This window comes from Methylobacterium organophilum (genome assembly GCF_022533465.1).
GTDB lineage: Bacteria > Pseudomonadota > Alphaproteobacteria > Rhizobiales > Beijerinckiaceae > Methylobacterium > Methylobacterium organophilum.
This window is the reverse complement of the sequence record NZ_CP092848.1, coordinates 1,000,411-1,024,499: the sequence shown is the minus strand read 5'-3', so window position 1 is coordinate 1,024,499 and position 24,089 is coordinate 1,000,411. Positions and strand designations below refer to the sequence as shown.

General features: G+C 69.6%; 20 protein-coding genes and 1 riboswitch. Of the genes, 10 read left to right on the top strand and 10 right to left on the bottom strand.

What is annotated here, in order from left to right; genetic code table 11:
- Positions 1 to 105: 105 nt before the first annotated feature.
- Both MMB17_RS04690 and MMB17_RS04685 read right to left on the bottom strand, forming a co-directional pair.
- The gene (locus tag MMB17_RS04690) at positions 106 to 1,218 is read right to left on the bottom strand and encodes a BMP family ABC transporter substrate-binding protein (protein ID WP_241101244.1); all 1,113 of its coding nucleotides are present in this window, start codon (positions 1,216 to 1,218) and stop codon (positions 106 to 108) included.
- A 187-nt stretch (positions 1,219 to 1,405) separates the two neighbouring features.
- Entirely contained in the window at positions 1,406 to 2,092 is a 687-nt protein-coding gene (locus MMB17_RS04685) for a cysteine hydrolase family protein (protein WP_241101243.1), read from the bottom strand.
- A 538-nt stretch (positions 2,093 to 2,630) separates the two neighbouring features.
- On the opposite strand from MMB17_RS04685, the gene MMB17_RS04680 reads away from it, so the two are divergent.
- The 4 genes from MMB17_RS04680 to MMB17_RS04665 are packed head-to-tail and all read left to right on the top strand — an operon-like array spanning position 2,631 to position 8,567.
- A complete protein-coding gene (locus MMB17_RS04680) occupies positions 2,631 to 3,485 on the top strand; it encodes an FAD binding domain-containing protein (protein WP_241101242.1) in 855 nt (284 codons plus the stop codon).
- Complete coding sequence (locus tag MMB17_RS04675) at positions 3,482 to 5,812, top strand: xanthine dehydrogenase family protein molybdopterin-binding subunit (protein ID WP_241101241.1); 2,331 nt, start codon at positions 3,482 to 3,484, stop codon at positions 5,810 to 5,812. Before MMB17_RS04680 ends, MMB17_RS04675 begins: the two co-directional genes overlap by 4 nt.
- The gene (locus MMB17_RS04670; RefSeq protein ID WP_238313933.1) at positions 5,805 to 6,287 is read left to right on the top strand and encodes a (2Fe-2S)-binding protein; all 483 of its coding nucleotides are present in this window, start codon (positions 5,805 to 5,807) and stop codon (positions 6,285 to 6,287) included. The genes MMB17_RS04675 and MMB17_RS04670 overlap by 8 nt, the downstream gene beginning before the upstream one ends.
- 3 nt (positions 6,288 to 6,290) lie before the next feature.
- Positions 6,291 to 8,567 (top strand): xanthine dehydrogenase family protein molybdopterin-binding subunit, encoded by a 2,277-nt coding sequence (locus MMB17_RS04665; protein ID WP_241101240.1) that lies wholly within the window; start codon positions 6,291 to 6,293, stop codon positions 8,565 to 8,567.
- 104 nt (positions 8,568 to 8,671) lie between these two features.
- Here MMB17_RS04665 and MMB17_RS04660 read toward each other — a convergent pair whose 3' ends face one another.
- Positions 8,672 to 9,304 carry a helix-turn-helix domain-containing protein gene (locus MMB17_RS04660; protein ID WP_238313937.1) on the bottom strand — a complete coding sequence of 211 codons (633 nt, stop codon included), beginning with the start codon at positions 9,302 to 9,304 and terminating at the stop codon, positions 8,672 to 8,674.
- Positions 9,305 to 9,416: 112 nt separating this feature from the next.
- Here MMB17_RS04660 and MMB17_RS04655 point away from each other — a divergent pair, with 112 nt between their 5' ends.
- From MMB17_RS04655 to MMB17_RS04635, 5 genes are all read left to right on the top strand, one after another.
- Positions 9,417 to 9,815, top strand: coding sequence for a hypothetical protein (locus MMB17_RS04655; RefSeq protein WP_241101239.1), 399 nt, complete (start codon positions 9,417 to 9,419; stop codon positions 9,813 to 9,815).
- 8 nt (positions 9,816 to 9,823) lie between these two features.
- Positions 9,824 to 10,228 carry a cupin domain-containing protein gene (locus MMB17_RS04650; protein WP_241101238.1) on the top strand — a complete coding sequence of 135 codons (405 nt, stop codon included), beginning with the start codon at positions 9,824 to 9,826 and terminating at the stop codon, positions 10,226 to 10,228.
- A 4-nt stretch (positions 10,229 to 10,232) separates the two neighbouring features.
- Positions 10,233 to 10,469: a carbon-nitrogen hydrolase family protein gene (locus MMB17_RS04645; RefSeq protein WP_241101237.1), complete on the top strand. Its 237-nt coding sequence runs from the start codon at positions 10,233 to 10,235 to the stop codon at positions 10,467 to 10,469.
- Positions 10,470 to 10,527: 58 nt separating this feature from the next.
- Positions 10,528 to 11,148, top strand: coding sequence for an SRPBCC family protein (locus MMB17_RS04640; protein ID WP_241101236.1), 621 nt, complete (start codon positions 10,528 to 10,530; stop codon positions 11,146 to 11,148).
- 114 nt (positions 11,149 to 11,262) lie between these two features.
- Positions 11,263 to 12,153 carry a cyclase family protein gene (locus MMB17_RS04635; RefSeq protein ID WP_238313945.1) on the top strand — a complete coding sequence of 297 codons (891 nt, stop codon included), beginning with the start codon at positions 11,263 to 11,265 and terminating at the stop codon, positions 12,151 to 12,153.
- 102 nt (positions 12,154 to 12,255) lie between these two features.
- On the opposite strand, the gene MMB17_RS04630 is transcribed toward MMB17_RS04635, so the two are convergent.
- The 4 genes from MMB17_RS04630 to MMB17_RS04615 all read right to left on the bottom strand — a co-directional run bounded on the left by MMB17_RS04630 (position 12,256) and on the right by MMB17_RS04615 (position 18,515).
- Complete coding sequence (locus MMB17_RS04630) at positions 12,256 to 14,280, bottom strand: TonB-dependent receptor (RefSeq protein ID WP_241102113.1); 2,025 nt, start codon at positions 14,278 to 14,280, stop codon at positions 12,256 to 12,258.
- A 229-nt stretch (positions 14,281 to 14,509) separates the two neighbouring features.
- A riboswitch (cobalamin riboswitch) is annotated at positions 14,510 to 14,707 on the bottom strand.
- Positions 14,708 to 14,791: 84 nt separating this feature from the next.
- Positions 14,792 to 16,540 (bottom strand): ABC transporter ATP-binding protein, encoded by a 1,749-nt coding sequence (locus tag MMB17_RS04625; protein ID WP_241101235.1) that lies wholly within the window; start codon positions 16,538 to 16,540, stop codon positions 14,792 to 14,794.
- A complete protein-coding gene (gene fhuF / locus MMB17_RS04620) occupies positions 16,534 to 17,271 on the bottom strand; it encodes a siderophore-iron reductase FhuF (protein WP_241101234.1) in 738 nt (245 codons plus the stop codon). Before fhuF ends, MMB17_RS04625 begins: the two co-directional genes overlap by 7 nt.
- Positions 17,268 to 18,515 (bottom strand): MFS transporter, encoded by a 1,248-nt coding sequence (locus MMB17_RS04615; protein ID WP_420847331.1) that lies wholly within the window; start codon positions 18,513 to 18,515, stop codon positions 17,268 to 17,270. The genes fhuF and MMB17_RS04615 overlap by 4 nt, the downstream gene beginning before the upstream one ends.
- 337 nt (positions 18,516 to 18,852) lie before the next feature.
- Here MMB17_RS04615 and MMB17_RS04610 point away from each other — a divergent pair, with 337 nt between their 5' ends.
- Complete coding sequence (locus tag MMB17_RS04610; protein WP_241101233.1) at positions 18,853 to 20,058, top strand: major royal jelly family protein; 1,206 nt, start codon at positions 18,853 to 18,855, stop codon at positions 20,056 to 20,058.
- 46 nt (positions 20,059 to 20,104) lie between these two features.
- On the opposite strand, the gene rfbA is transcribed toward MMB17_RS04610, so the two are convergent.
- From rfbA to MMB17_RS04595, 3 genes are all read right to left on the bottom strand, one after another.
- On the bottom strand, positions 20,105 to 21,124 hold the full coding sequence (gene rfbA, locus MMB17_RS04605) for a glucose-1-phosphate thymidylyltransferase RfbA (RefSeq protein ID WP_241101232.1): 1,020 nt from the start codon (positions 21,122 to 21,124) through the stop codon (positions 20,105 to 20,107).
- Positions 21,125 to 21,221: 97 nt separating this feature from the next.
- Positions 21,222 to 22,655, bottom strand: a complete 1,434-nt coding sequence (locus MMB17_RS04600) for a hypothetical protein (RefSeq protein ID WP_241101231.1) — start codon at positions 22,653 to 22,655, stop codon at positions 21,222 to 21,224.
- Positions 22,655 to 23,767, bottom strand: a complete 1,113-nt coding sequence (locus tag MMB17_RS04595; protein ID WP_241101230.1) for a DegT/DnrJ/EryC1/StrS family aminotransferase — start codon at positions 23,765 to 23,767, stop codon at positions 22,655 to 22,657. Before MMB17_RS04595 ends, MMB17_RS04600 begins: the two co-directional genes overlap by 1 nt.
- Positions 23,768 to 24,089: the final 322 nt, after the last annotated feature.

Genomic DNA, 24,089 nt, shown 5'->3' with positions numbered 1-24,089 from the left:
AAGGGAATGATGCCTCGGGCATCGGCGTCCCTCGCTTCGCAGGGAGCATGCCGAGGGGCGCCGCCGGATGGCCGGCGGCGCCCGCGTGAGGGCGACGTCCGGCCGCTATTTCTGGGTGATCACCCCGGGCACGAACCAGTCCATCTTCCAGAGATCGGCATCGCTGAGCGCGCCGCCCGCCGGCACGTGCTCCTTGCCTTCCCGGTCCTTGAGCGGGCCGGCATAGATCTTCTTGCCATCGATGATGGCCTGGCGCTCCGCCATGATCTTGGCGACCGCCTCCTTGGGCACGGCCGGGCCGCAGCAGGCGATGTCCGGACCGCCCTCCTTGATCGAGACGAAGGCGCCGTAGGGCGCGGGCTCCCAGGTGCCGGCTTTGATCTTCTTGATGGTCGGGATCAGGTAGCGATCCCAGTACCAGACCGAGGAGCACAGCGTCGCCTTGGGCGCGAATTCGCGCATGTCGCGGTGATGGCCGGTACCGAAGATGCCCTTCTCCTGGGCCACGATCTGCGGGGTCGGCGTGTCGACGTGCTGGCCGATCGCGTCGATGCCCTGGCCGGCGAGGGCCTCGGCCGCGGCGCGCTCCTTCACCGGATCGTTCCAGGAGCCGGTGAAGATCGCCGTCGTGGTCGCCTTCGGGTTCATCTGCTTGGCGCCGAGCTCGAACGCGTTCACCGTCCAGTTGACGACGCCGAACGGGTTGGCGGCGACGAAGCCGAGCTTGCCCTCCTTCGAGGCTGCGCCTGCGGCCATGCCGCAGAGGTAATGCGTCTCGTAGGTGCGGCCGTAGAAGGATTCGAGGTTGGGGCCGTTGGCCGTGCCCGAGCCGTTCACGAAGGCGATCTTCGGGTACTTCTCGGCCAGCTCCTTGAACGTGTCGGAATAGCCGAACGCGGTGCCGATGATGACGTTGTAGCCGCGCTTGATGAACAGCTCGACCGCCGGCCGGATCGCGGTCGCCGATTCCTTGATGTTCTCCACCACCGGGATCTTGATCCCGAGCGCCTGCTCGGTGCGCATGCGGCTCTCATCGAAAGCCTGGGACCAGCCACCGTCGTTCTTGGGCCCGAACAGCACCATCGCGACCTTGGGCTCGCCCTCGAGCTTGAACGGCGCCGCCTGCGCAGGCCCCGTCAGGGCCGGCGCCAGTCCCGCTGCGCAGGACAGCCCGAGCGCGGCGTAAGCCGCGGTTCTGCTGACAAATCTTCCGATCATCGTCCTCGCTCAGCCCCTGTTGTCACGTGCCGCGAAGCGGCCGTTCCTGATGGATCCCGCGTTGTCCGCGAGTGTCCTGGCGCATCGGGCCGGAGGCCGGCTTCGAAGCTCCAGATCTCCGTCCGCATCCCCCCGAGGGCGATACGCGTGCCGGCGCGTCGGCTTCGCCGCGCCGGTTGCCCTGACGTCAGGCCGCCTTCTGCTCCGCCCATGCTTCGAGGAGCACGGCAGCGTTCGAGACGAGGCCGACATGCATGGCCACGATGCGCATCGCCGCCTCTTCGAGCTCCGGATTGGTGCCGGCGACGAGGTCGCGCGCCACGCTCACCCGGTAGCCGAGATTGGAGGCGTCGAAGGCGGTGTTGAGCACGCAGCAATCGGCCAGGCAGCCATTCAGCACGAGGCTGCGCACGCCCATGTTGCGCAGGAGAAAGTCGAGATCGGTCGGGTAGAAGGCGGAGAGCCGCTTCTTCGACTCGACGATCAGGTCGCCCTCTTCCACCTCGGTCACGAACTCGGTCCAGCGCGTACCCTGAATGGCATGCGCGTCGGCGTTGCCGATGGCACCGACATGGAGGGGGAAGACGAGGCGCCAGGCCGAGGGGGATCGACCCGCGATGTCGTCGACGCCACCGGCCCGCAGCGTGCTGCGAACATGGATGATCGGCACGCCGAGCGCCCGGGCGGCGCGATGGAAGGCGTTCACCGGTGCGACCACGTCGCGGGCGCGCGGCGCCGGGCAGGGACAGAGCGGGTCGTCGTCGAGATGTCCGCGATGCAGGTCGATCGAGACGATCGCCGTCGCCGAGCGGTCGAAGAAGGGGGCGAAGTCGGCGCCGAGCGGCTGCAATTCGCCGTTGATGTAGCTCTTCATGAGCGATGATCCCTGCGCTCAGGCGCCGTCACGGATGAGATCGGTTCGGGCGCGCGCCTGCCGACACACGGCTCTTCAAGCGTCGCTGCGCCTGTCCCGAGCGGCGCCGAGACATGGTCGCCTAGCAGCGGCAGCGGTAAGAATTTTTGAGCCCGCATAAATTCCGATCCATCGGACTTTTCATTCTGCTCAAATAATTTCTCACAGATCTAAAAGGGTTGCATGCACGATAGTTCGGCATATCTGCCCACAAAGTTTGCATTTCGTGCAATCTGGCGTCGCGTCGGACTTTTGTGCCGATCCCGCGCCATCGTCGGTACAGCCTCTGCGACAACTGTTCAGAGCGAGAAATTGCCCTTCTCGGCTCAGATGCCGGCGCTTCTCCGCGGCGGCCTGGATCTGCTGCTGTCCAAAAAAAGTGCAGAAATGAATTTTGGTGCATAAAGTGGGAGGGTTCTCCGGCTCGGGCCCTTGGGAAGGACTATGGACAGCCCTTGCCGCCACGGCTTATCCCTGGGGTAATTTTAATGGTATCAAAATGAAGCCAGCTGCGTTCGACTATCACCGCCCACTCGATGTGCCGTCGACCCTGACGCTGCTCGAGGCGCATGGCACGGACGGGAAGATTCTGGCGGGCGGCCAGAGCCTGGTCGCTGCGATGAACTTCCGCCTGGCTCGGCCGAGCGTGCTCATCGACGTGAATCGCGTCCGGGAGCTCGACAGCCTTGCCGTCGAGGGGACGTTCCTGCGAATCGGCGCCCTGACCCGACACGCGGCCTTCCACCGTCACGTCGTCGGGGGTCCCCTCGGCCTGCTTCTGACCCGGGTGGCCGGCCACATCGCGCATTATCCCATCCGTCAGCGCGGCACCTTCGCGGGAAGCCTTGCCCATGCCGACCCCGCTTCCGAATGGTGCCTCACCGCGACCGTGCTCGACGCGGAGATCACGATGCGCAGCCTTCGCGGGAGCCACCGCCTCCCTGCATCCGACTTCTTCCGGGGCACCTTCACGACAGCCCTCGACGAGGACGAGCTGATCACCGAGATCTGGTTGCCGGTCCTCGATGCCAGCTGGCGGGGAGGGTTCTCCGAGTTCTCGCGGCGCGCCGGCGACTTCGCCCTGGCGATGGCGCTCGCCGTCCTGAAGGTCGAGGGCGGGGTAATTCGTGGGGCCAAGCTCGGCATCGGCGGCGTCGCCGACCGGGCGATCCGGCTCTCGGGGATCGAGGCTGCGCTGATCGGTCAGCAGGCCTCGGAGGCGACGTTCCAGGCTGCCGCGGCGCAGGCGCGCGAGGCTGTGGAGCCCAGCGCCGACATCCACGCCTCATCGGAATACCGGCGCGACCTGATCGCCGCCATGGTCTCCCGCGCCCTGGCGGAGGCCGCGGCGTGAGCTGGATCGGGCGTTCCCTCCCGCGGCTGGAAGACCCGACGCTGCTGCGCGGGCAGGGGCGCTATGTGGCGGATCTCGCCCGCGGGGCCGCCCATGTCCGCTTCGTCCGCAGCCCCCTCGCCCGGGGCGCCATCCTCGGGATCGAGGCGCCCGAGGGGGCGGCCGTCTACACAGCCGCCGATTTGGCGGGCGTCGGAGCGATCCGTCCGATCCTGGAGCGTCCGGATTACCGGCCCATCGCGCAGCCGATCCTGCCCGCCGACCGGGTCTGCTTCTCGGGGCAGGCGGTGGCCTTCGTCGTCGCGGAGGACGCGGCCGCGGCCGAGGATCTCGCCGAGCAGGTCTTCCTCGACATCGAGCCCGAGGATCCCGTGATCGATCTCGACGCGGCCCTCGCCCCGGAGGCCGCCCGAACGCATCCGGAGGCGCCCGGGAACGTCCTCGTCGAGGGTGCGATGCGTAGCCCGGGCCTCGATGCGGCGTTCGCCGGTGCTGCGGCGGTGATCGAGCTCGACCTGCGCTCCCGCCGGCAATCGGCCATGCCGATGGAGACCCGCGGTGCCGTGGCCCGCTACGACGCCCGCGACGGGCGCACCACCCTCTACGCCTCGGTGCAGATGCCGCACATGCTGCGCACCGGGCTTGCCGATTGCCTCGGCTGCCCCGAGGCGGATCTGAGGGTGGTCGCCCCCGATGTCGGCGGCGGCTTCGGGCAGAAGATGGCGCTCTTCCCCGAATACGTGGCCCTCGTCTGGCTCGCCCGGCACCTGAAGCGGGACGTGGCCTGGATCGAGGATCGCCGGGAGAACTTCCTCGCCTCCGCCCATAGTCGCGATCAGGCCTTCACGGTGAGGGGGGCCTTCGACGCGGAGGGCCGCCTCCTCGGACTGGAGGCCGATCTGCGCAGCAATGTCGGCGCCTTCTCCTGCTACCCGGTCACCTGCGGGGTGGAGCCGCTGATGGCCTTCGCCGAGCTGCCTGGCCCCTACAAGGTGCCGGAATACGGTGCCCGCTCGCGGGGCGTCACCACCAACACCTGCACGATGGCCCCCTATCGCGGGGTCGCCCGTCCCATGCTCACCCTGACCATGGAACGGCTGATGGAGAGCGCCGCCCGGCGCCTCGGGCTCGACCCGATCGAGATCCGGCGCCGCAACCTGATCGACAGCTTCCCCCACCGCTCCCCTACCGGGCTCGTCTACGACGAGGGCTCCTACATCGCGGCGATGGAGGCGGCGGTGGCCGCCATCGACGTGCCGGCCTTCCGGCGCCGGCAGGCGGAGGCACGGGCGCAGGGACTCCATCTCGGCCTCGGCTTCTCGGTGTTCAGCGAGCGCACCGGCTACGGCACTCCGGCCTATGCGGCCCGGGGCATGGCGATCGTGCCGGGCTACGAGCAGGTCGAGTGCGCCATGGACCCGTCCGGCCACGTCGAATTGCGCATCGGCGCCTCCCCGCACGGGCAGGGGCTCGGCACCGCCCTGGCGCAGCTCGTGGCCGACGAGCTCGGCCTCGAGCCGGCCAAGGTCCGGGTGGTCTCGGGCGACACGGACCGGACGCCCTATGGCTGGGGCACCTTCGCCAGCCGCTCGATGGTGATCGCGGGCGGTGCCTCCCGGCTCGCCTCCGGCAAGATCGCCCAGAAGCTGCGCACGATCGCCGCGCGGGTGATGGAGGCGGAAGAGGGCGAGATCGAGCTCGATGCGGGGCTGGCGCGGGTGCGCGGCACGAACCGCTCGACCCCGATCCCCGAGCTCGCCCGGGCCGCGCATCACCGCAGCCATCGGTTCGCCGGCCTGGAGGCGGGCCTGCGCGAGAGCGCCTTCTACGATCCGTCCGGCACGTTCTCGAATGCCTGCCACGCGGCGATCGTCGCGGTGGATGTCGAGACCGGGGCCGTGCGGATCGAGCGCTTCCTCGTGGTCGAGGATGCGGGGCGGCTCGTCAATCCGATGATCGTCGACGGCCAGATCCACGGGGGCGTTGCCCAGGGTATCGCCAACGCCCTCTACGAGGAGATGATCTACGATCCCGACGGCAACCTGCTGACGAGCTCGCTCGCCGATTACCTGCCGCCGACCCTCAACGAGATCCCGCGCATCGAGATCCTCCATATGGAGACGATCTCGGACGCCACCCTGACCGGCGCCAAGGGCGTCGGGGAGGGCGGAACGATCGGCGCGCCCGCGGCGGTGGTGAACGCCATCGTCGACGCGCTCGAGCCCTTCGGCGTCACGATCAACGAAATTCCCGCAACCCCTGAGCGCATCCGCGCGCGGATCCGTGCCGCCCGGCGCGGACGCGACATGGACACCCGACATGACTGACAGGATCGCGACGTCCCTCGACGTCAACGGCAAGCGCTACGAAATCAATGTCGAGCCAAGGAAGACCCTGGCCGACGCCTTGCGCGAGGATTGCGGGCTGACGGGCACGCATCTCGGCTGCGAGCATGGGGTCTGCGGGGCCTGTACCGTGCTCGTGGACGGGCGACCCGTGCGGTCCTGCCTGATGTTCGCGGTCCAGGCCGAGGGGCTGCCTGTGCGCACCGTCGAGGGGCTGGCCGAGGGCGACACGCTGCATCCGCTCCAGCGCCATTTCTGGGAGCAGCACGGGCTGCAATGCGGCTTCTGCACCCCGGGATTCCTGATGCTCGCGGCGGGTGCCATCGAGAACGATCCGAACTTGAGCGAGGAGGCGCTCAAGGACGTGCTCTCGTCCAATCTCTGCCGTTGCACGGGCTATCAGAACATCGCCAAGGCCGTCGCCCTGGCGGTCAAGGACATGCGGGCGGGCGGCTGAACCATGCACGGCATCGGAGCCTCACCGAAGCGCCTGGAAGACCGCCCCCTGCTCACCGGCGCCGGCCGCTTCGCGGCGGATGCCGCCTTTCCGGGGCAGGTGACGATGCGCGTCGTGCGCTCGCCCGTCGCCTTCGGGCGCATCCTCGACATCGACATCGCGGCGGCGCTCGAACTGCCGGGCGTGCTCGCGGTATGGACGGCGCGCGACGTCGCCGACCTGCCGCCGATCGACTTCCGCATGACGAAGGTCGACGGCCTGGAGCCTTACCGCCAGCCCGTGCTCGCCCGCGACTTCGTGCGCTATGTCGGCGAGCCCGTCGCCGTGGTCTTCGCGCAGGACGCCTATATCGCGGAGGACGCCGCCGAACGCGTCTTCTGCGAGATCGACGACCTCGCGCCCCGGCTCGATCCGGTGGCGGAGCCGGGCCTGTTCGCGCCGGGTGTGGCGCCGGACCTGCACACCGAGCCTGCGGTGCTGCGCAAGGGCTACGGGGATCTCGAAGGCGCCTTCGCGGCCGCCCATGCGGTGGTGGAGCTCGAGGTCGCGATCGGCCGCCATTCCGGCGTGCCCATGGAGACGCGCGGCGCTGTGGCGGTCCTCGACGCCGAGACCGACACCCTGACGATGTATGGCGCGGCCAAGGTCGTCCATTACAACCGCGACGCCATCGCCCGTATGCTCGGGCGCGACCCGGCGCGGCTGCAGCTCAGCGAGGGCCATGTCGGCGGCGGCTTCGGCATCCGCGGCGAGATCTATCCCGAGGACGTGCTCGTCTGCGCCGCGGCCCTGCGCCTCGGGCGCCCGGTCCGCTGGATCGAGGATCGGCGCGAGCACCTGATGGCCGCCAACCATTCCCGCGACCAGCGCCATCGGATGCGGGCGGCGGTGGATGCCCGCGGCTTCATCCTCGGCCTCGACGTCTGCTTCCACACGGACCAGGGCGCCTATATCCGCACCCACGGCGCCACCGTTTCGGATCTCGCCGCCGCCCTGTTGCCCGGCCCCTACATCGTGCCGGCCTACCGGGTGGAGGGGCATATCCGCCTCACCAACAAGACGCCCTGCGGCACCTACCGGGCGCCGGGGCGCTACGAGACCACCTTCGCGCGCGAGCGCCTCCTCGACGCCGTCGCGGCGCGCCTCGGCCTCGACCCGGTCGCCGTGCGTCGGGTCAACCTCATCCCCGAGGAGGCGATGCCCTTCGACCGAGGCATCGATGCCCTCGGGACCCACGTCGTCTACGATTCGGGCAAGTACCACGACCTTCTGGAGCGCACCCTCGACCACCTCGGCTATGCCGCGTTGAAGGCCGAGACCGCGGCGCGGCGGGCCGCGGGGGAGGCGGTCGGGCTCGGCCTCGCCTTCTTCGTCGAGAAGAGCGGCCTCGGGCCCCGCGATCTCGCCCGGGTCAGCCTCTTCCCGGACGGATCGATCCGCATCGTGACCGGGGCCTGCTCGGTCGGCCAGGGCGTCGAGACGGCGATGGCCCAGATCTGTGCGGAGACCCTTCAGGTTCCGATCACGCGCATGGAGGTGATCCATGGCCAGACCCGGGAGATCCCGATCGGCTTCGGGGCCTTCGCGTCCCGCGTGACGGTGATGACGGGCTCGGCGGTGAAGCTCGCCGCCGAGGATCTGCTGGGGCGAGCCCGTGAGGCCGCCGGCCGCCTGCTTCAGGCCGAACCGAACCTCCTCATCTTCCGCGATGGCGCCTTCCACCATCCGGAGACCGGCGCTTCGATCGATCTGGCCGGTGTCGCGCTCCAGAGCGGCGAGGCGCTCGCGGGCGAAGGCCTGTTCGAGGCCGACCACATGAACTACCCCTACGGCGTCCACGTCGCTCAGGTCCGGGTTGACCGTCGGACCTGCGGCGTGACGGTCGAGCGCTACCTCGTGGCCTACGATGTCGGCCGGGCCATCAATCCGATGCTGATCGAAGGGCAGGTGGTCGGCGCGGCCGTGCAGGGCATCGGCGGGGCGCTGCTCGAGGAATTCGTCTACGACGCGGAGGGGCAGCCCCTCGCCACCAGCTTCGCGGACTACCTCATGCCGACGAGTCGGGAAGCCCCGCCCGTCGAGGTGCTCCTGCGCGAGGATGCCCCGAGCCCGCTCAATCCCCTCGGCGTGAAGGGGGCCGGCGAAGGCGGCCTCACCGCAGCCGGTGCCGCCATCGCGGCGGCCGTAGACGACGCTCTGCAGCGACCCGGCCTGGTGGCGCGGCTGCCGATCGCCCCCCTGTATCTCTACGACGCCCTCGACGGCGCCATGGGCTCATGAAGCGGGTCTCCGGCGGCGCATCTCCCGCACCGCCGCGTGCCAGGGGAAGGCCCTGCCGCGAGGATTGGCTGCCCGCTCCCTGTGGAGCGAGCGCGGCGGCAGCCTCAGTGGCGATCGATGTTGAACCACAGGGTTCGTACCACCGTCGATCCGTGGTTCCAGATCCGGTGGGGGCGCTGCGACAGGTAGGCGATGAGGTCGCCGGGGTTCAGGATATAGACTGCGCCGTCGACCTCGACCGTCAGCCGTCCCTCCAGCACGTAGCCGTATTCGAAGCCGGCATGCGACATCGGCCGGTCGGCGCTGCCGGTCTGCGGCTGGTACTCGTTCACCGCCACGGTGACGCCCCGCGCGCGGTCGTCGCGCAGCAGCCGCCGAACCACGTGCTGTGCCGTCTCGATGGCCGGCGTCTCGTTGGCCCGCACCACCAGCTTCTCCTCGGAGGTGGGCTCGCTCGACACCAGGTCCGACATGGTGATGCCCAGCGCGCTCGCGATCACCACGAGGGATCCGATCGAGGGCGAGGCGCGTCCCCGCTCGACGAGACTCAGCATCGAGGTGCTGAGCCCCGACGCGGCGGCGAGGGATTGAAGCGTCATGTTCCGGGCGCTGCGGGCCTCGCGGATGCGCAGGCCGATCGCCGCCAGCGTCGAGGCCGTGCTTTCCGCGATCTCCGCCGACGTCGCCATCGGCACGTCCTCTGTCAGGTCGCCCGCCACGGTGATCTCTCGCGTCATCTCGTTTCTTCCTCGCAGACCAACGAAGGCCAGCCCCACAGTTCCGCCTTGCGTCAGTTTTTTATATGTGTAAAATCATTTGATTGATATTCAAAAAGGATCATCGTCGGCTATGAGCACTGAGACGGTGGAGACCGTCCGCGTCATCGACAGCGCGGTCGACTGTCCTGAGATACCGATCGTGGTCGGTGCGGGCAATGCAAAAGTCGTCATGTGGCCCGAGAATGGGGCAATATACAGGACATTTCATCTTATTTCGCTCCACGCATCCGATAAAACTATTCCACTGAGCCATAAGGGCGACAGTGTTTATTATGTCGTTTCAGGAAGTGGCGTCGTGCGTAGCCCGTCCGACGACTTCAGCGCGGAGCTCGTCGAAGGCTCCATGGTCCATATCGACGGTGGAGATTCCTACACCTTCGAGGCCCACGGCAATTCCGGCATGAGCCTGCTCGGGGGGCCGTGCCCGGCCGATCTCGAACTCTATGCAAATCTTCGCGCGCGGGGGTAGCGGCAGCCATGGCCATTCGAGTTTTCCATCGCGACACGCCCTCGTTGCGCCTGCCGCTCATCTCCAAGGATGCCCGCTTCGTGGTCTGGCCGGGCGTCGGCGCCTGGACGGCCAACATGAACTACGTGCGGCTCGAGCCGGGCGAGGAGAACGTGCCCCATATCCACGTTCAATCCGAGGATACGATCTTCATCCTCGAAGGCGAGGGGACGATCCAGGATTATACCAATGACGTCAGCCTGCCGTTCCATGCGGGCTGCGCCGTCCATGTCCCTGTGGGCGTCAAGCATGCGGTGAAGGCCGATCGCGGCGTCGGCATCGTCAGCGTCGGCGGCCCGAGCCCGGCCGACGTGGCGTTGCTCGTCAAGGCGGGCGCGCTGCCTCAGGGCACCCAGGCACCGGAGCGGAGCTGAGCCCGTGACGATCGCCGGACAGATCGGACGCAGCGAGGCGAATCGGGCGTGCTGCTTCCAGGCGATCGCGTCTGTGGCTGCCGCGGGAGCGAGCCTGGTGATGCTGCCCGCGTCGATCGTGCCAGGCGATGCGGTCGATCCTCAGGCGCTGCAGGCGGCAGCGCCGGTGGACGGGCGGAGCCTGCGGCTCTGGTCGGATCTCGCGCGGGCGCACGGCATCCTGGGGGGCGACATCCACTGAGAGCCGCCCCGGCGCGCATCACCGGGACGGGCCGACGGAGACATTCAGGAGAAGCATCGTGAAGATCACGCAGGTGTTCACCGTCGGCCGGCCGCTGCCGGTGGTGTGGGAGTTCTTCCACGACATTCCCCGTGTCGCGGCCTGCGTGCCGGGGGCGGATTATCTCGGCGTCAAGGAGGATGGCCGGCATTCGGGCCGGGTGACCACCAAGGTCGGCCCGTTCCAGACCAGCTTCGAGGGCGAGGCCGAGGTCACCTACGACGAGGCCGCCCATGCGGTGACGGCGGTCGGCAAGGGCGTCGACCGCAAGGGCGCCAGCCGGGGCAAGATGACCATGGCCTGCACCTGCGAGGCCGCCGGCGATTCCACCAAGGTCACGGTCGATGCCGACGTCCAGCTCTCCGGCCCGATCGCCCAGTTCGGCCGCACCAGCCTCCTCAACGAGGTCGCCGCGGTTCTCGTCCAGAGCTTCGTGCAGAACGCGGAGGCGCAGCTCGTGCCCGCCGCACCCGCCGTGGCCGAAGGCAGTGCGCCCTCAGCGGCACCTGCGCCCGCCACTGCGTCGGCCCCCATCGCCGCGCCGGGGCGGCCGGTGAGCGCGCTTTCCCTCGCCCTGGCCGTCCTCAAGGGATGGTTCCGATCTCTGTTCCGGCGGACGCAGGCCAACGAGAACAGCTGAGCCGCCCCCGCGACATCCTCCGCTCCGCCGTCGATCCATCGTGGCGCCTCCGGGTGCCCGCAGGGCGGAGCCGCGCCGTCCCATGATCTCGAATACCGAAGGAGACCGAGACCCGTGAAGATCGTCGACCTCTCGCATCTGATGAACGTGCACACCCCCGGCTGGGTCGGGTATGCCGGCAACAAGATGTACTACGCGCAGAACCTGCAGACGAAGCAGATCGTCGCGCAGCGCATCGACACCGCCCTTCATGTCGGCACGCATATCGACGGCGCCATGCACGGCACCGACGGCATGGGCGACATGGCCTCCTATCCCCTCGACTTCCTGGTCGGGCCCGGCGCCGTCGTCGATGTGTCCCAGCACATGGACGACTGGGCGGTGATCACGCCCGAGATGATCGAGAGCGCTCCGGTGGAGGTGCGCGAGGGCGATATCCTGATCCTGCATACCGGCTGGCACCGGTACTGGGAGGGCAAGCCTCAGCAGGATCTCGTGCGCTACTTCTGCATGCATCCGGGCGGCAAGATCGAGCTCCTGGAATGGATGCTCAAGAAGAAGATCAAGTGGTTCGGCATCGATTGCGGTTCGGGCGACCACGCCATGAACACCTCGATCCGCCACATGCGCCCCGACCTCGCCAAGCGCTTCGAGCAGAAGGTCGGCATGACCTGCGATCAGTTCTTCGGCGACTACAGCTACACCCATAAGCGCTCCGGCCGCGCCGTGACGGAGGAGATCTTCCCCTTCCACGCCTACGCCTTCCAGGAGGGCCTGATTCACGCCGAGAACGTCGGCGGCGACATCGAGCTGATGCTGAACAAGCGCTCGATCATCGGCGCCTTCCCCTGGCGCTACGACGGTCTCGAGGCTTGCCCCTGCCGGATCGTCTGCTTCGACGGCATGGACGAGGCGGTCGAGGCCGTGGGCGACGCGGCCAAGGCGATCCTGGGCCCGCGCTCCATCGCCGCCGGCCTGACCAGCGGCGGCCCGGACGGCCGCTGAGGCGTCCTCGGGCTTGGCTCCCCTCCCGTCCGGCGAGTGAGGCCGGGCGGGAGATCCGTCACGAGGCGGCCCGGCACGCGCCGGGTCGCCCGCTGCTTTGCCTCAGAACCGCCCCGCGAGGGTCAGCCGCACGGCGGTGGGCTCGACGGGATGGAAATGGCGGTCGGCGATGCCGTCCGCCGGCTCGCCGGGCAGGCGGGATTCGTAGAAATAGGTGATCTGGTCGGCTTTGGCGTTGGTCAGGTTCAGCACGTCGAGGGCGAGGCTGACGCCGTTCTCGAAATTGTAGCCGATGCGGCCGTTGAGCAGCGCGGTCGGCTTCGAGCGCACCGAATTGTCCTCGATGAGCGGGCGCGGCCCGAAATAGCGGAAGCGCAGGGTCCCGAACCAGCCGGTGCCTTCCCCGAAGGTCACCCCGGCTGAGGCGATGGTGGTGGGCGCCTCTGGCACCCGGTTGCCGGCCGGGTCGACATCCGAGAACCGGGCATTGGTGACCGTGAGGTCGCCTTCGAGCCGCAGCCACGGGGTGAGCGCGTAGCGGTTGGTCCATTCGACGCCGAAGCGCCGGGTCGGACGGCTCGGCTCGGTGGTGCCGGTATCGCCCTGGAATAGGTTCTCGGAGGCGAAATCGAGCCGGAACAGGGCGACGGAGCTTTCCAGTCCCGCGATCGAGCGGTTGCGCAGGCCGACCTCGTAGCCCGTCGAGGGCACCAGGAAGGGCGAGCGCTGGATGTTGAAGAGCGGGCTCGACGGATCGACGGTCGCGGTCACGCCGCGCACGTCGTTGGAATGGAAGCCGCCGCCGTAATTCACGTAGAGTTCGGTGTCGGCGAAGGGACCGAGCACGAGGCCGAGCTTCGGGTTGACGATGCCGTCCCGGGCCTTGCCGGAATTGGCCGCGATGTCGGAGACGACGTCGGCGTAGTAGCCGTCCGCCCGGAAGCCGAGGCTGGTGCGTAGCCAGTCCGTCCAGCGCACCCGGTTCTCGACGTAGAACGCCGCGCTCGCCTCCAGCACCCGGTCGTCGAGCACGGTCGAGCGGTATTGGCGGTTGGTGGTGTTGAACAGGCCGACGCGCATGCTGTCGGTCCGGGTCTGCACGCCGATCTCGGTCTCCGTCGCCAGGCCGAACAGGTCGCCCTGGAAGACATGGGCGATCTCGCCGCCGCCGAGCACCCGGTCGTCGAGCTGGCGGAACTGGTCGCCGTTGACCGGGTCGTTCAGGAAATAGGTGAAGTCGTTGAACAGGTTCATCCGGTAGCGGATCACGTAGGCGCTCGCCCGGGTGACCCCGGTATCGTCGGTCGCGCTCCAGCGTCCCGAGAGCGAGAACCGGCCGGTATCGCCGCCATCGGTCGGGTTCAGCGTGCCGTAGCGGCCGAGGATGCCCCCCGCCACGGCCCGCTCGGGGATCTGGTTGGTGGCGTTCCACTTGGCCCAATAGGCCATGCCGGTCACGGAGAAGCCGTCGAGCGCCGTGCCCTGGCTGTAGCGCAGCACGCCGTTGAACTTGGCGAGGCGATCCGGCACGTCCCAGGGCCCGTCATAGACCTGGGCCTCGCCGGCGGCGAGCAGGTGGCCCTCGCCCAGGGGCGCCGAGGCGATGGCGAGCGCCCGCTTGTAGCCGAAGGAGCCGATCGAGGTGAGCGCGAGGTTCTTCTCCACCGTGTCGAGATAGTCGATCCGCACCGAGCCGGCCGAGGCGAAGTCCCCGTCGCGGGCGAAATACGGGCCCTTGTGGAATTCCACCGCGCCGACGAGCTCGGGGATCAGGAAGTTGATGTCGGCATAGCCCTGGGCATGGGCGTTGGTGCGCATGTTCACCGGCATGCCGTCGACGGTGATGGCGATGTCGCTGCCGTGGTCGAGGTTGAACCCGCGCAGGAAGAACTGGTTGGCTTTGCCCTCGCCCGAATGCTGCGTGACGATCAGGCCGGGCACCGATTCCAGCACCTCGCCGGGCCGGGTGACCGGGCGGCTGTTGAGCTGCGCGCCGGTGATGACCCCCGCGCTCGCCGCTTCCACGACCGGCAGTGCGCCGCCGATACCCGTGCTGCCGCCGACGAAGCCGGCACTGGCGGCGGGGCCGGATGCCCCCCCGGCGGAAGCGGCGGCCTCCCCCGCCACGGCGATCTCGTCCAGGCGCGTCTCGCCGAGGGAGCCCTCGGCATGGGCAGGCTGCGCGGTGGCGAGGAGCGCGCAGGAGAGAAGAAGCAGGCTGGGGCGGGACACGGGACGGCAGCCTCGGGCAACGGCAGTGGCACGTCACCGCGAACGAGGCCTCGGGTCACCGCCTCCTCCGGGGAGGGGCGGCGCCTTCAGCACCCGTCAGGACACCCCGCCCGACGCGCTTCGCGTGTGACCACGGCTGACGGCAGGTCTCCTGGCTCGCGGGTCGCTGCCCTCTCACCGTCTTCCCGGATGAGGCTCATCCAGTGACATGGTGGCGGAAGGCTCGCCGCTCACAGTTGCGGGGGCAGCCGCGGCTTCAGAGCGAACCCCTCACCGCGTTCCCTTTTGATCCCCAAGGGGAACCGTCGCCCCATGGCTAAGCTTGGCGTCGCGGCTCTGTCAATGCGGTGCCACCCGCCCCCTCAATCGCCCACCCTGTCCCGGGCGAGGGGGCCTCCTGCCGCCCCTACTCCGCCGCGGCGCGCGGCGTGTCCGGCCGATCCGACGCGAACTGGGCCGCGTGGAGCTTCTGGTAGTAGCCGCCGGCGGCGAGCAATTCCTCGTGCCGACCTTCCTCGACGATGCCGCTCTCGGTGACCACGGCGATGCGGTCGGCATGGCGGATCGTGGCGAGGCGGTGGGCGATGACGAGGGTGGTGCGGCCGGCCGCGAGCTCGGTCAGCGCCGCCTGGATGTCCCGCTCGGTCTGGGTGTCGAGAGCGGAGGTCGCCTCGTCGAGGATCAAGATCGGCGGGTTCTTCAGGAAGACCCGGGCGATGGCGAGCCGCTGCTTCTGGCCGCCCGAGAGCTTCACCCCGCGCTCGCCGACCACGGTGTCGAGCCCGTCCGGCAGCCCCGCGATCAGGTCGCCGAGACGGGCGCGCCGCGCCGCCTCTAGGATCTCGGCCTCACCGGCATCGAGCCGGCCATAGGCGATGTTCTCGCGGATCGTGCCGGCGAACAGGAACACGTCCTGCTGCACGATGCCGATCTGCCCGCGCAGGGAGGCGAGCGTGTAGGCGCGGATGTCGTGCCCGTCGATCGTGATGCGGCCGGCGTCCACCTCGTAGAAGCGCGGGATCAGGGAGCAGAGCGTGGTCTTGCCCGCGCCCGAGGGGCCGACGAGCGCCACCGTCTCGCCCGCCGCGATGGTGAGGCTCAGGTCGCGCAGCACGGGACGGTCCGGGCTGTAGCCGAAGGAAACGGAGTCGAAGCGGATGTCGCCGCGCAGGGCGGGGGCCGCGGTGGCGCCCGGCCGGTCGACGATGTCGGGCGCCATGCCGAGCAGGCCCATGTAGCGCCGGAAGCCGGCAATGCCCTTCGGGTAGGTCTCGACCACCGCGCCGATCTTCTCGAGCGGCCGGTAGAACACGCCGACGAGCAGGAGGAAGCCGACGAAGCCGCCGGCGGTCAGGTCGCCCCGCACCACGAAGGCGGCGCCGCCGAGCAGCACGACGATCTGGACGAGGCGCATACCGAGATAGTTGATCGACAGGCTCGCGGCCATGATCCGGTAGGCTTCGAGCTTGGTGGCGCGGTACTTCGCGTTGTCGGCGGCGAAGAGGGCGCGTTCATGCGCCTCGTTGGCGAAGGCGCGCACCACGCGCACGCCGCCCACATTCTCCTCGATGCGGGCGTTGAAGGCGCCGACGCGGCCGTACTGGGCCTGCCAGTTGCGGGTCATGCGCCCGCCGTAGCGCAGCGTCACGAAGGCGATCACCGGCAGGATCGCCGCCGTCATCAGGGCGAGCGGCGGATGCACCCAGATCATCAGGCCGAAGGCGCCGAACAGCGTCATCACCGCGATGAACAGGTCCTCCGGCCCGTGATGGGCGACCTCGCCGATCTCCTCGAGATCCTTCGTCACGCGGGCGACGAGGTGGCCGGTCTTCTGGCCGTCGTAGAAGCGGAAGGAGAGCTTCTGCAGGTGGTCGAAGGCCCGCGCCCGCATCGTGGTCTCGATGTTGATGCCGAGCACGTGGCCCCAATAGGTGACGACGACCATCAGCCCGGCATTGGCCACGTAGAGCAGGGCGAGGCCCGCGGCGGCGAGCAGGATCAGGCCCCAGTCCTGCTGCGGCAGCAGGTGGTCGACGAAGGCCTTCACGGCCAGCGGAAAGCCGAGCTCGAGCAGGCCCGAGAGCACGGCGCAGCCGAAATCGACCAGGAACAGCGTCCGGTGCGGCCGATAATAGGCGAGGAAGGCCTTCAGCATCGGGGCAGATCAGGCTTCTGGGCGTGTTCGAGGGGGCAGAGCGACCCGCAGGAGGGAACGCCCGGCAGGCGGTGGCGCAGGCAGCAGGTGCGCCGCCGGCAACCGGAGGCGCCTGGGCGCAAGGCCTGCGCCAGGGGGCTTCTAGGGCAGACCGGCCCGGCGCACCAACCGAGGCAGGCGGCGATCTCGGCGCAAGCGGGGCTGTCCGTTTCGCCAAGCTCCCGTGCCACGTAGTCGAAGATCACCGCGGCGTTGCCCCAGAGCACCCGGGGGGCGAGGCCGCACTGGGCCTGGCACAGGGCCACGAAGGGTTGCAGATGCGCCTCGACGAGGGCCGCCAAGCCGCTCCGCGGGCAGGGTGCGGCGGTGCGATTGTCGCCAAGCCGGTTCGGGTCCACGAGGAGGCGGGCGGGGCAGCCGGCCGCATCGAGTTCGAGGCTGGTCTCGTCGAAGGCCAGCGGCAGGGGGCGGCCGAGGCGCATCAGGGCGGTCAGGGCCGGGGTCGCCAGGGTCGCGAGGTAGAACTGGCTCCAGTAGGAGACCAGGGCGCGGCGGTCGGGGCTCCCGCAGGCGCCGCAGCGGGCGCCGAAGGCCGAGAGCGTCGCCTCGAACACGGCCGGGTCGCGCAGGGCGGAGAGGGGCCGCGCCTCCGGCCCGCCGGGACCGGCGGCGACGCCGTCGCGATAGGCGCTGAGCGAGGCGGGGACCTGCGCGGCGACCTCCGGGATCATCGTGGCTCCGCCCGGTCGGCTTGCGGGGTGCGCGCTACGCAGAGGGCCAGCCACGTCACCGCGGCGGCGTAGAGCGGCATCGTCGCCGCGAAGTAGCCCGGCCAGCCGGCCCAGCCGGCCAGCGCCGGTGCGGCCACCCGCAGGGGCATCGCCGCGAAGAAGGCCGCCCCGAACAGCAGGGCGTAGTCGGTGGCCGGCCGCGGCCCCTGCGCCCAACGGTAGATCATGTTGAACACCGGCACGCCGAGGATCCCACCGCAGACGAAGTTCAGGACGGTCGCGCACACCGCCGGGCCGGCTGCGCCGGCGGCGCAGGCGCCGGCCATCAGGCCTCCCGAGGCGAGGACGCCCAGGCCGCCGAGCACGATCAGCCGGACGGTCCCGAACCGGGCGACGAGGGCGCCGGCCACCAGGGCCATGACGAGGTTGATTCCCGGCAGGACCGTCCCGGTCAGGAAGCCGACCTGCCCGAGCGTCACGCCGAGATCGAGCAGGGCCAGGGTGTTGGGGCCGGAGAGAAGATAGGCCGCGGCGAAATAGGCACCGAGCGCGAGGATCCGCACCAGGAGGGCACGCAGACGGGCGAGGGAGCCCGACCAGCGCTCCGGTATGCGGCCGGCTCCCTGCAGGCGCGCCTCCGGGTAGCGCAGGATCGGGAGCAGGCAGAGGGCGTCGAGGCCGGCGCAGCCCAGGACCGCGAAGCGCCAGCCGAGGCTGTCGTAGGACCCCACCAGAACGCCGACGCCGAGGATGCCGCCCAGGGAGGCCCCGCACAGCTTGGCGGAGGCGACGAAGGCCCGCTGCTCCGCGGGCACCGTCTCGACGACCAGCGCCTCCAGGGCGATGTCCATGCTCGCGATGCAGGTGCAGGCGGCGATCGCCAGCGCCAGGAGCGCGGCCAGGGGCCAATGCTCGCCGAAGCTGAGGACGACGAGCAGGGCGACCGTCATCCCCTGCGTCGCGACGATCCAGCCGATCCGGTGGCCGAGGACGGGCAGGCGGACCCGATCCAGTAGCGTCGCCCAGAGGAAGGTGAGCCCCACGGGCAGGTTGATGAGCTGGAGCAGGCCGACCTCGGCCAGATCCAGGCCGCGCGCCCGCAGGATCAGCGGCGCCCCGCCGGAGAGGAAGCCGAGCGTGGCGCCGAAGGTCATGTAGAGGCAGAAGAACGGGGCCAGCGGGCGCAGGGCTGCGAACGCGGTTTCCACGCGCGCGCCGCCCCCGATCGCCGACAGGCCCGTCATCGCGGGGAGGGGCCGCCGCCCCTGCAAGGACAGGCAGGCCGGCCCGCGTCGCGGGCCGGCCACGCTCCCGGGCGCTGCGGGCATCGATAGTTTATAATCAAACTAAACTGTTGTTCTGCTTCACTTTTCCCGCTTAGCCCAAGGGGCGCTCCCGCTCAACCCGGGCCGTCGCCGCCCTGCCGGATCTGCCGCCCCGTCCGCCTCGCCGAAGCCCCGAGCCGGAGCGGCGCGACAACCGCGCTGCGACATGGTGCCCGCTCCGCGCATCCGAAAAGAACGGGACGCATCGGCATGCCGACGCGTTGCCCCGGCGAATTCCCTTCTCGGAGCACGCAGAATGACGGGAGCCGCCATCGCCCGCGCGGGGCTGGGCATGATCCTGATGTCCGGCGTCATGGCCGTGGCCGGTCCCGCCTCGGCCCAGGAGCCTGCCGCCGGGCAGGGCCGCCTGACCCAGGTGGCGCGCTTCGAGCATCAGGTCACCGGCGTCACCGTCGCGCGGGACGGGCGCATCTTCGTCAATTTCCCGCGTTGGAGCGAGGATGCCCCGGTCTCCGTGGCGGAGCTGAAGGACGGCAAGCCCGTGGCCTATCCGGATGCGGAGTGGAATGCCTGGCGCAACGCCCGCAAGGACGAGGTCGACCCCAAGACCCATTTCGTCTGCGTGCAGAGCGTGGTCGCGGACGGGCAGGACCGCCTCTGGGTGGTGGACGCTGCCGCGCCCGCCATGGCGCATGTGGTCAAAGATGGGCCGAAGCTCGTCGGGATCGACCTGAAGACCAACACGGTGATCAAAACGATTCCCTTCGACACCAGCACGGTGATGCAGGCCTCCTACCTCAACGACGTGCGGATCTCGCCGGACGGGAAGACCGCCTATCTCACCGATTCCGGCGCCGAGGGGGCCCTGATCGTCGTGGACATCGACAGCGGCTCGGCCAGGCGCGTGCTTTCGGGGCATGCCTCGACCATGCCCGACACGAGCGTGACCGTAAGCCACGACGGTGCCCCACTGCGCCGGCCGGATGGGCGGGGCGTGGAATTCGCCGCCGACGGCATCGCCCTCTCGGGCGACGGCAAGACGCTGTACTGGCAGGCGATCAGGGGCAAGACGCTCTACAGCCTGCCGACCGATGCCCTCACCGGCTGGGCCGCTTCGTCGGTGGTGCCGGAGATGCTGACCGACAGGACCCTGGACGCCAAGATCGTCCGGGTGGGCGAGAACGGGCCGGCGGACGGCCTGCTGATCTCCCGGCACGACGGGCGGATGTACGTGACCTCGCCCCAGGACGACGCGGTGAAGGTGCGCGACCTCTCCGGCAGCGGCACGGGCCTGACGACGCTCCTCCAGGATTCCCGACTGCGCTGGCCGGACACCTTCGGTGAGGGACCGGATGGCACGATCTACCTGACGACGTCGCACATCCAGGATTCGGCGGATTACAAGCCCGGTGCGCCGATCAGCCTGCCGACGGAGCTCTGGGCCATCAAGCCGCTTCCGGGCGAGGCGACCGGCTCCACGCGCCCGGCGCCCAGCCCCTGACATCACTCGCGAGGGGCCGATTCGGGCCGGGCGGGCGGGGGCCCGCTCAGCCCGGCAGGGAGGCCTGCTTCACCCAGTCGAAGGCGTCGCTGCGCGGCAGTTGCACCGGCGGCTGCACGGGAGGCGGCGTCTCGGCCGGGGCCTCCCGCTCGACCCGACGGGAGGAGTCCATGATCAGGCGGAACGCGTCCCCGGCGGGTTCCTCGCGCGCCAGCCGAAGCAGGTTCTGTCCGTAGGGCGTCTTGGCGAAGAGCTCGCCGCGGGCGAGCAACTGCTCGTGGGTGATGAAGTTCTGAAGGTAGGCGATTTCCTCCAGGCAGGCGACCTGAAGGCCCTGCCGGCGCTGCAGCGTGCGCACGAACTCGCCGGCTTCCAGCAGGCTGTCATGCGTGCCCGTGTCGAGCCAGGCATAGCCGCGGGAGAGCTGCTCGACGTGGAGCTGCCGGCGTTCGAGGTAGATCTGGTTCACGGTGGTGATCTCGAGCTCGCCTCGGACCGAGGGCCGCACCTGGGCGGCGATGTCGAGCACCTGGTTGTCGTAGACGTAGAGGCCCGTCACCGCCCAGTTGCTCTCCGGGCGCCGGGGCTTCTCGACGAGCTTTCTCGGACGGCCCTGCCGGTCCAGGGTCACGACGCCGTAGGCCTCGGGGCCGTCGACATAATAGGCGAAGACCGTGGCGCCCCGCTTCCGGGCGACCGCCCGGGCGAGCAGGTCGCGCAGGCCTGCGCCGAAGAACAGGTTGTCGCCGAGCACCAGGGCGACGTCGTCGGTCCCGACGAAGTCGCGCCCGATCAGGAAGGCCTGGGCCAAGCCCTCGGGCCGCGGCTGCACCGCGTAGGTGAAGCTGAGGCCGAACTGCTCGCCGCTGCCGAGAAGGCGCTGGTAGCTGTCGAGATGCTCGGGCGCGGAGATGATCAGGATCTCGCGGATGCCGGCGAGCATCAGCACCGAGATCGGATAGTAGATCATCGGCTTGTCGTAGACCGGCAGCAACTGCTTGTTGATGGCGAGCGTGGCCGGGTGCAGCCGCGTGCCGGAGCCGCCGGCGAGGACGATGCCCTTCATGGCGCGATGATCTCCTGCTCCTGTCCCTGGGACGCTTGCGATCCCGCCGGGCGGCGGCCCGATGGCCCCGTCCGGCCTCCGTTCTGTTCCCCCGACCTCAGCGTGCGGCGACGACGGGCGTGCCCAGCTCGGTCGGGGCGATGATCGGGGCCGCGGTCGGCCAGCCGACCAGGGCGTCCTCCGCGACGGTCGCCGGAACGGAGGCGGGCGCGGTGGCGACGAGGTTGTCGATGAGCATGGCGCCGACGGCGGTCTGCCAGAGCCAGAGCCCGTTCGCCTGGCCGACGAAGCTCGGTTCGCCGCCGAACGTGCCCTGCGGCTTGAAGCCGGCGGCAAGCCCGATCCCGAAGACGCCGCCGACGGGGCGTCCCTCGGTGTCGAGCACCTGGCAGGCCCCGTCCACCGCCGGTGCGGAGGAGGTGGTTCCCATGAGGCGGATCGGCGCGCCGCTGCTGTCCGACAGGGGGAGCAGCCGCGGCCGGTAGCCCAGTGCCGCGACGATGACGTCGGCCTCATCCAGGGTTCTGCGCGCCGCGGCGAGGGTGCCGGGCTCGATCAGGGTCGGGACGACCCGCGGTTCCCCGGGCCGCCCCCCGATCCGCTTCACGTTCATCACGAGATCGCGGGAATCGGTCCGGAATCCGGCGAAGCGATAGACGAAGCCGCTGACCGGGCAGATGTCCTGCGGGCCGAACTCGGTATAGCCCTCGTCGAGGGCTGCCTGGGCGGAGGGGTAGAACACGCGCAGCGGCCGCCGGTGCAGCAGCGCGATGCTGCCCGGCTGGCTCGTCTCGACCGGCAGCGACTTCAGGAGCAGGGCTGCGGTGGCGACCGCGCTCGTGCTTCCGCCGACGATGGCGATGCGGGGCCGGGCCCGGCCCCGCAGGAGCGCGGCGACGCGGGCGATGCCGCCCGTGCGCAGCACCTCGTCGGATTGCAGGACCTTGCCCGCATAGGTCGGCAGCAGGGGCGCGTTGGCGACCCGCTCCTCGTAGAGGCGGGCGAGATCCTGCCCGCCGCCGGTGGCGAGGAGCAGCGTGTCCGACACGATCTCGTGGGTGGTGCCGACCGCCTTGCTGCGGATCTCGGTGTGCCATTGCCCGTCGCTGCCCCGGTGGGCGCCCGTCGCCTCGTGGTTGACGAGGACCACGCCGCCCGCTTCCAGGATGGCCCGGTGCAGGATCTCGCCGATGAGCGCCATGAAGGCGCCGGCCTTCTCCAGGGGGATCGCGCCCTTCCCGTAGCCGCGCAGCTCCCGGCAGAGCGGGTGGTCGATGAGCGCCCCGAGCCGCGGGTCGGCATGGCCGGTCACGGCCGTGAAGAAGGTCTCTGCCGTGCTGTCCGACCAGATGGCGTAGTTCCCCAGTCGTCCGGCACCGATGGCCGGCCCCGCCTCGATGACGGCCACGCCGCCGGCCAGGAACGCGTCGAGGCGTCCGTCGCGCGAGGCGGCGACGAGGGGCGCCAGGGCGGCGGGGCCGCCTCCGACGATCGTGGTGCGGAAGGGCGCCCTCGGCGCTCGCCCGGCCATCACGCGACGCGCTCCTCGACGGGCGCACCGCAGGCCTCGCGAAACGCCGCGCAGATGCGCGCGACATCCTCGACCGTCAGGAAGTCCGACAGGGGTAGGGAGAGGACATGCGCGCTGAGCGTGTCGGCCACCGGCAGCGCGTCCGACACGCAGCGCGTGCGGAAATACGGCTGCTGGCCGATATGGGGACTGAAATAGCTGCCCGTGCCGATGCCCATCCGGGTCATCTCGGCCTGGATCTCGGCCCGGCTCGCGGCCAGCCCGGGCGGTAACAGAAGCGGCATGAACTGATAGACCACCCGCTGTCCCCGCGTCTGCTGCGTGGCGATGTCGGGCAACTCCTTCAGGTAGGCGGCGAGCAGCTGTTCCCGGTGCTGCGCGCGCTCCTCGAAATCCTCGAGCCGCACGAGCGCGCCCAGAGCCGCGACCTCGGACATCTTGGCGTTCATCCCCGGCATCACCGCCGAGCGCCCGTTGTCGAAGCCGAAATTCGCCATGCGTCGCAGGGTGTCGATCGTGTCGGAATCCGCGCTGTAGATCAGGCCGCCCTCGCCGACGCCGAAGGGTTTCGTGCCGTGCATCGAGAACACGATCATGTGCGGCGAGCCGGTGCCGAAGGTCTGCCCCAGGGGATCGAGGGAGCCGAGGGAGGGCGCCGCGTCGACCACGACGGACACGCCGTGCTCCCGGGCGAGCCGGTCGTAGCGCGACAGGTCGATGCAGGTCCCGAAGGTGGCGTAGGGCATCAGCGCGGCGACCCGGCCCCGATGCGCCTCGAGGGCCTCCTCCTCGGCGAGGCGGCAGGCGCACCAATCCGAAGGATCCACGTCGATCAGGAGCGGGGTCAGGCCGGCCCAGAGGACCGCATGCGCGGCCGCCGCGAAGGTGAAGGCCGGCATGACCACGTAGCGCGCGCCCGCGGAGGCGCGCTCGGCGGCCAGCATCAGGGCCAGCATCAGCCCGTTCGTCGCGTTGCAGACGGTGGTGCAGGCGCCGACGCCCCCGAAGAACCGATCGAGCATCGCGGCTTCGAGGCGCGTGTTGACGGGCCCGTAATTGCTCAACCAGCAGGACTTCTCGATCTCCCGCAGCTCTTCGACATACGCACTCAAGCGCGGCGCGTCAGGCTTCGTCAAAGGCAAGAAATTGGCTGCGATCGTCTCAAGTGCTCGCGCTGTCATGGGGGAGCCCTCAGTGGTGCTGCACTGCTCTGCGCTTCGAAATCAGCTCAGAGGATGCAAATGCCTGACGTGGGAAGCATGGCAGTCGTATTTATGCCGTTCAACGCGCTTTAATCTTTTATTAATGACTAGCCCGGAGGGGTTAGGATGCTCCTGCCCATTTCGGTCTGGGTGCGAATGCAGTCCGCTTCAGACCTCCGCGCCTCTTCGAGAAGGGCCGCGCCGCGGCGGGTCTACTTCCAAAGCGGCTGCA

Coding starts and splice junctions, on each gene's coding strand:
- MMB17_RS04660 (WP_238313937.1), bottom strand. CDS start 9,304: ATGACGCGAGAGATCACCGTGGCGGGCGACCTGACAGAGGACGTGCCG.
- MMB17_RS04685 (WP_241101243.1), bottom strand. CDS start 2,092: ATGAAGAGCTACATCAACGGCGAATTGCAGCCGCTCGGCGCCGACTTC.
- rfbA (WP_241101232.1), bottom strand. CDS start 21,124: ATGAAGGGCATCGTCCTCGCCGGCGGCTCCGGCACGCGGCTGCACCCG.
- fhuF (WP_241101234.1), bottom strand. CDS start 17,271: ATGATCCCGGAGGTCGCCGCGCAGGTCCCCGCCTCGCTCAGCGCCTAT.
- MMB17_RS04650 (WP_241101238.1), top strand. CDS start 9,824: ATGGCCATTCGAGTTTTCCATCGCGACACGCCCTCGTTGCGCCTGCCG.
- MMB17_RS04680 (WP_241101242.1), top strand. CDS start 2,631: ATGAAGCCAGCTGCGTTCGACTATCACCGCCCACTCGATGTGCCGTCG.
- MMB17_RS04690 (WP_241101244.1), bottom strand. CDS start 1,218: ATGATCGGAAGATTTGTCAGCAGAACCGCGGCTTACGCCGCGCTCGGG.
- MMB17_RS04615 (WP_420847331.1), bottom strand. CDS start 18,515: ATGACGGGCCTGTCGGCGATCGGGGGCGGCGCGCGCGTGGAAACCGCG.
- MMB17_RS04670 (WP_238313933.1), top strand. CDS start 5,805: ATGACTGACAGGATCGCGACGTCCCTCGACGTCAACGGCAAGCGCTAC.
- MMB17_RS04665 (WP_241101240.1), top strand. CDS start 6,291: ATGCACGGCATCGGAGCCTCACCGAAGCGCCTGGAAGACCGCCCCCTG.
- MMB17_RS04610 (WP_241101233.1), top strand. CDS start 18,853: ATGACGGGAGCCGCCATCGCCCGCGCGGGGCTGGGCATGATCCTGATG.
- MMB17_RS04625 (WP_241101235.1), bottom strand. CDS start 16,540: ATGCTGAAGGCCTTCCTCGCCTATTATCGGCCGCACCGGACGCTGTTC.
- MMB17_RS04655 (WP_241101239.1), top strand. CDS start 9,417: ATGAGCACTGAGACGGTGGAGACCGTCCGCGTCATCGACAGCGCGGTC.
- MMB17_RS04600 (WP_241101231.1), bottom strand. CDS start 22,655: ATGGCCGGGCGAGCGCCGAGGGCGCCCTTCCGCACCACGATCGTCGGA.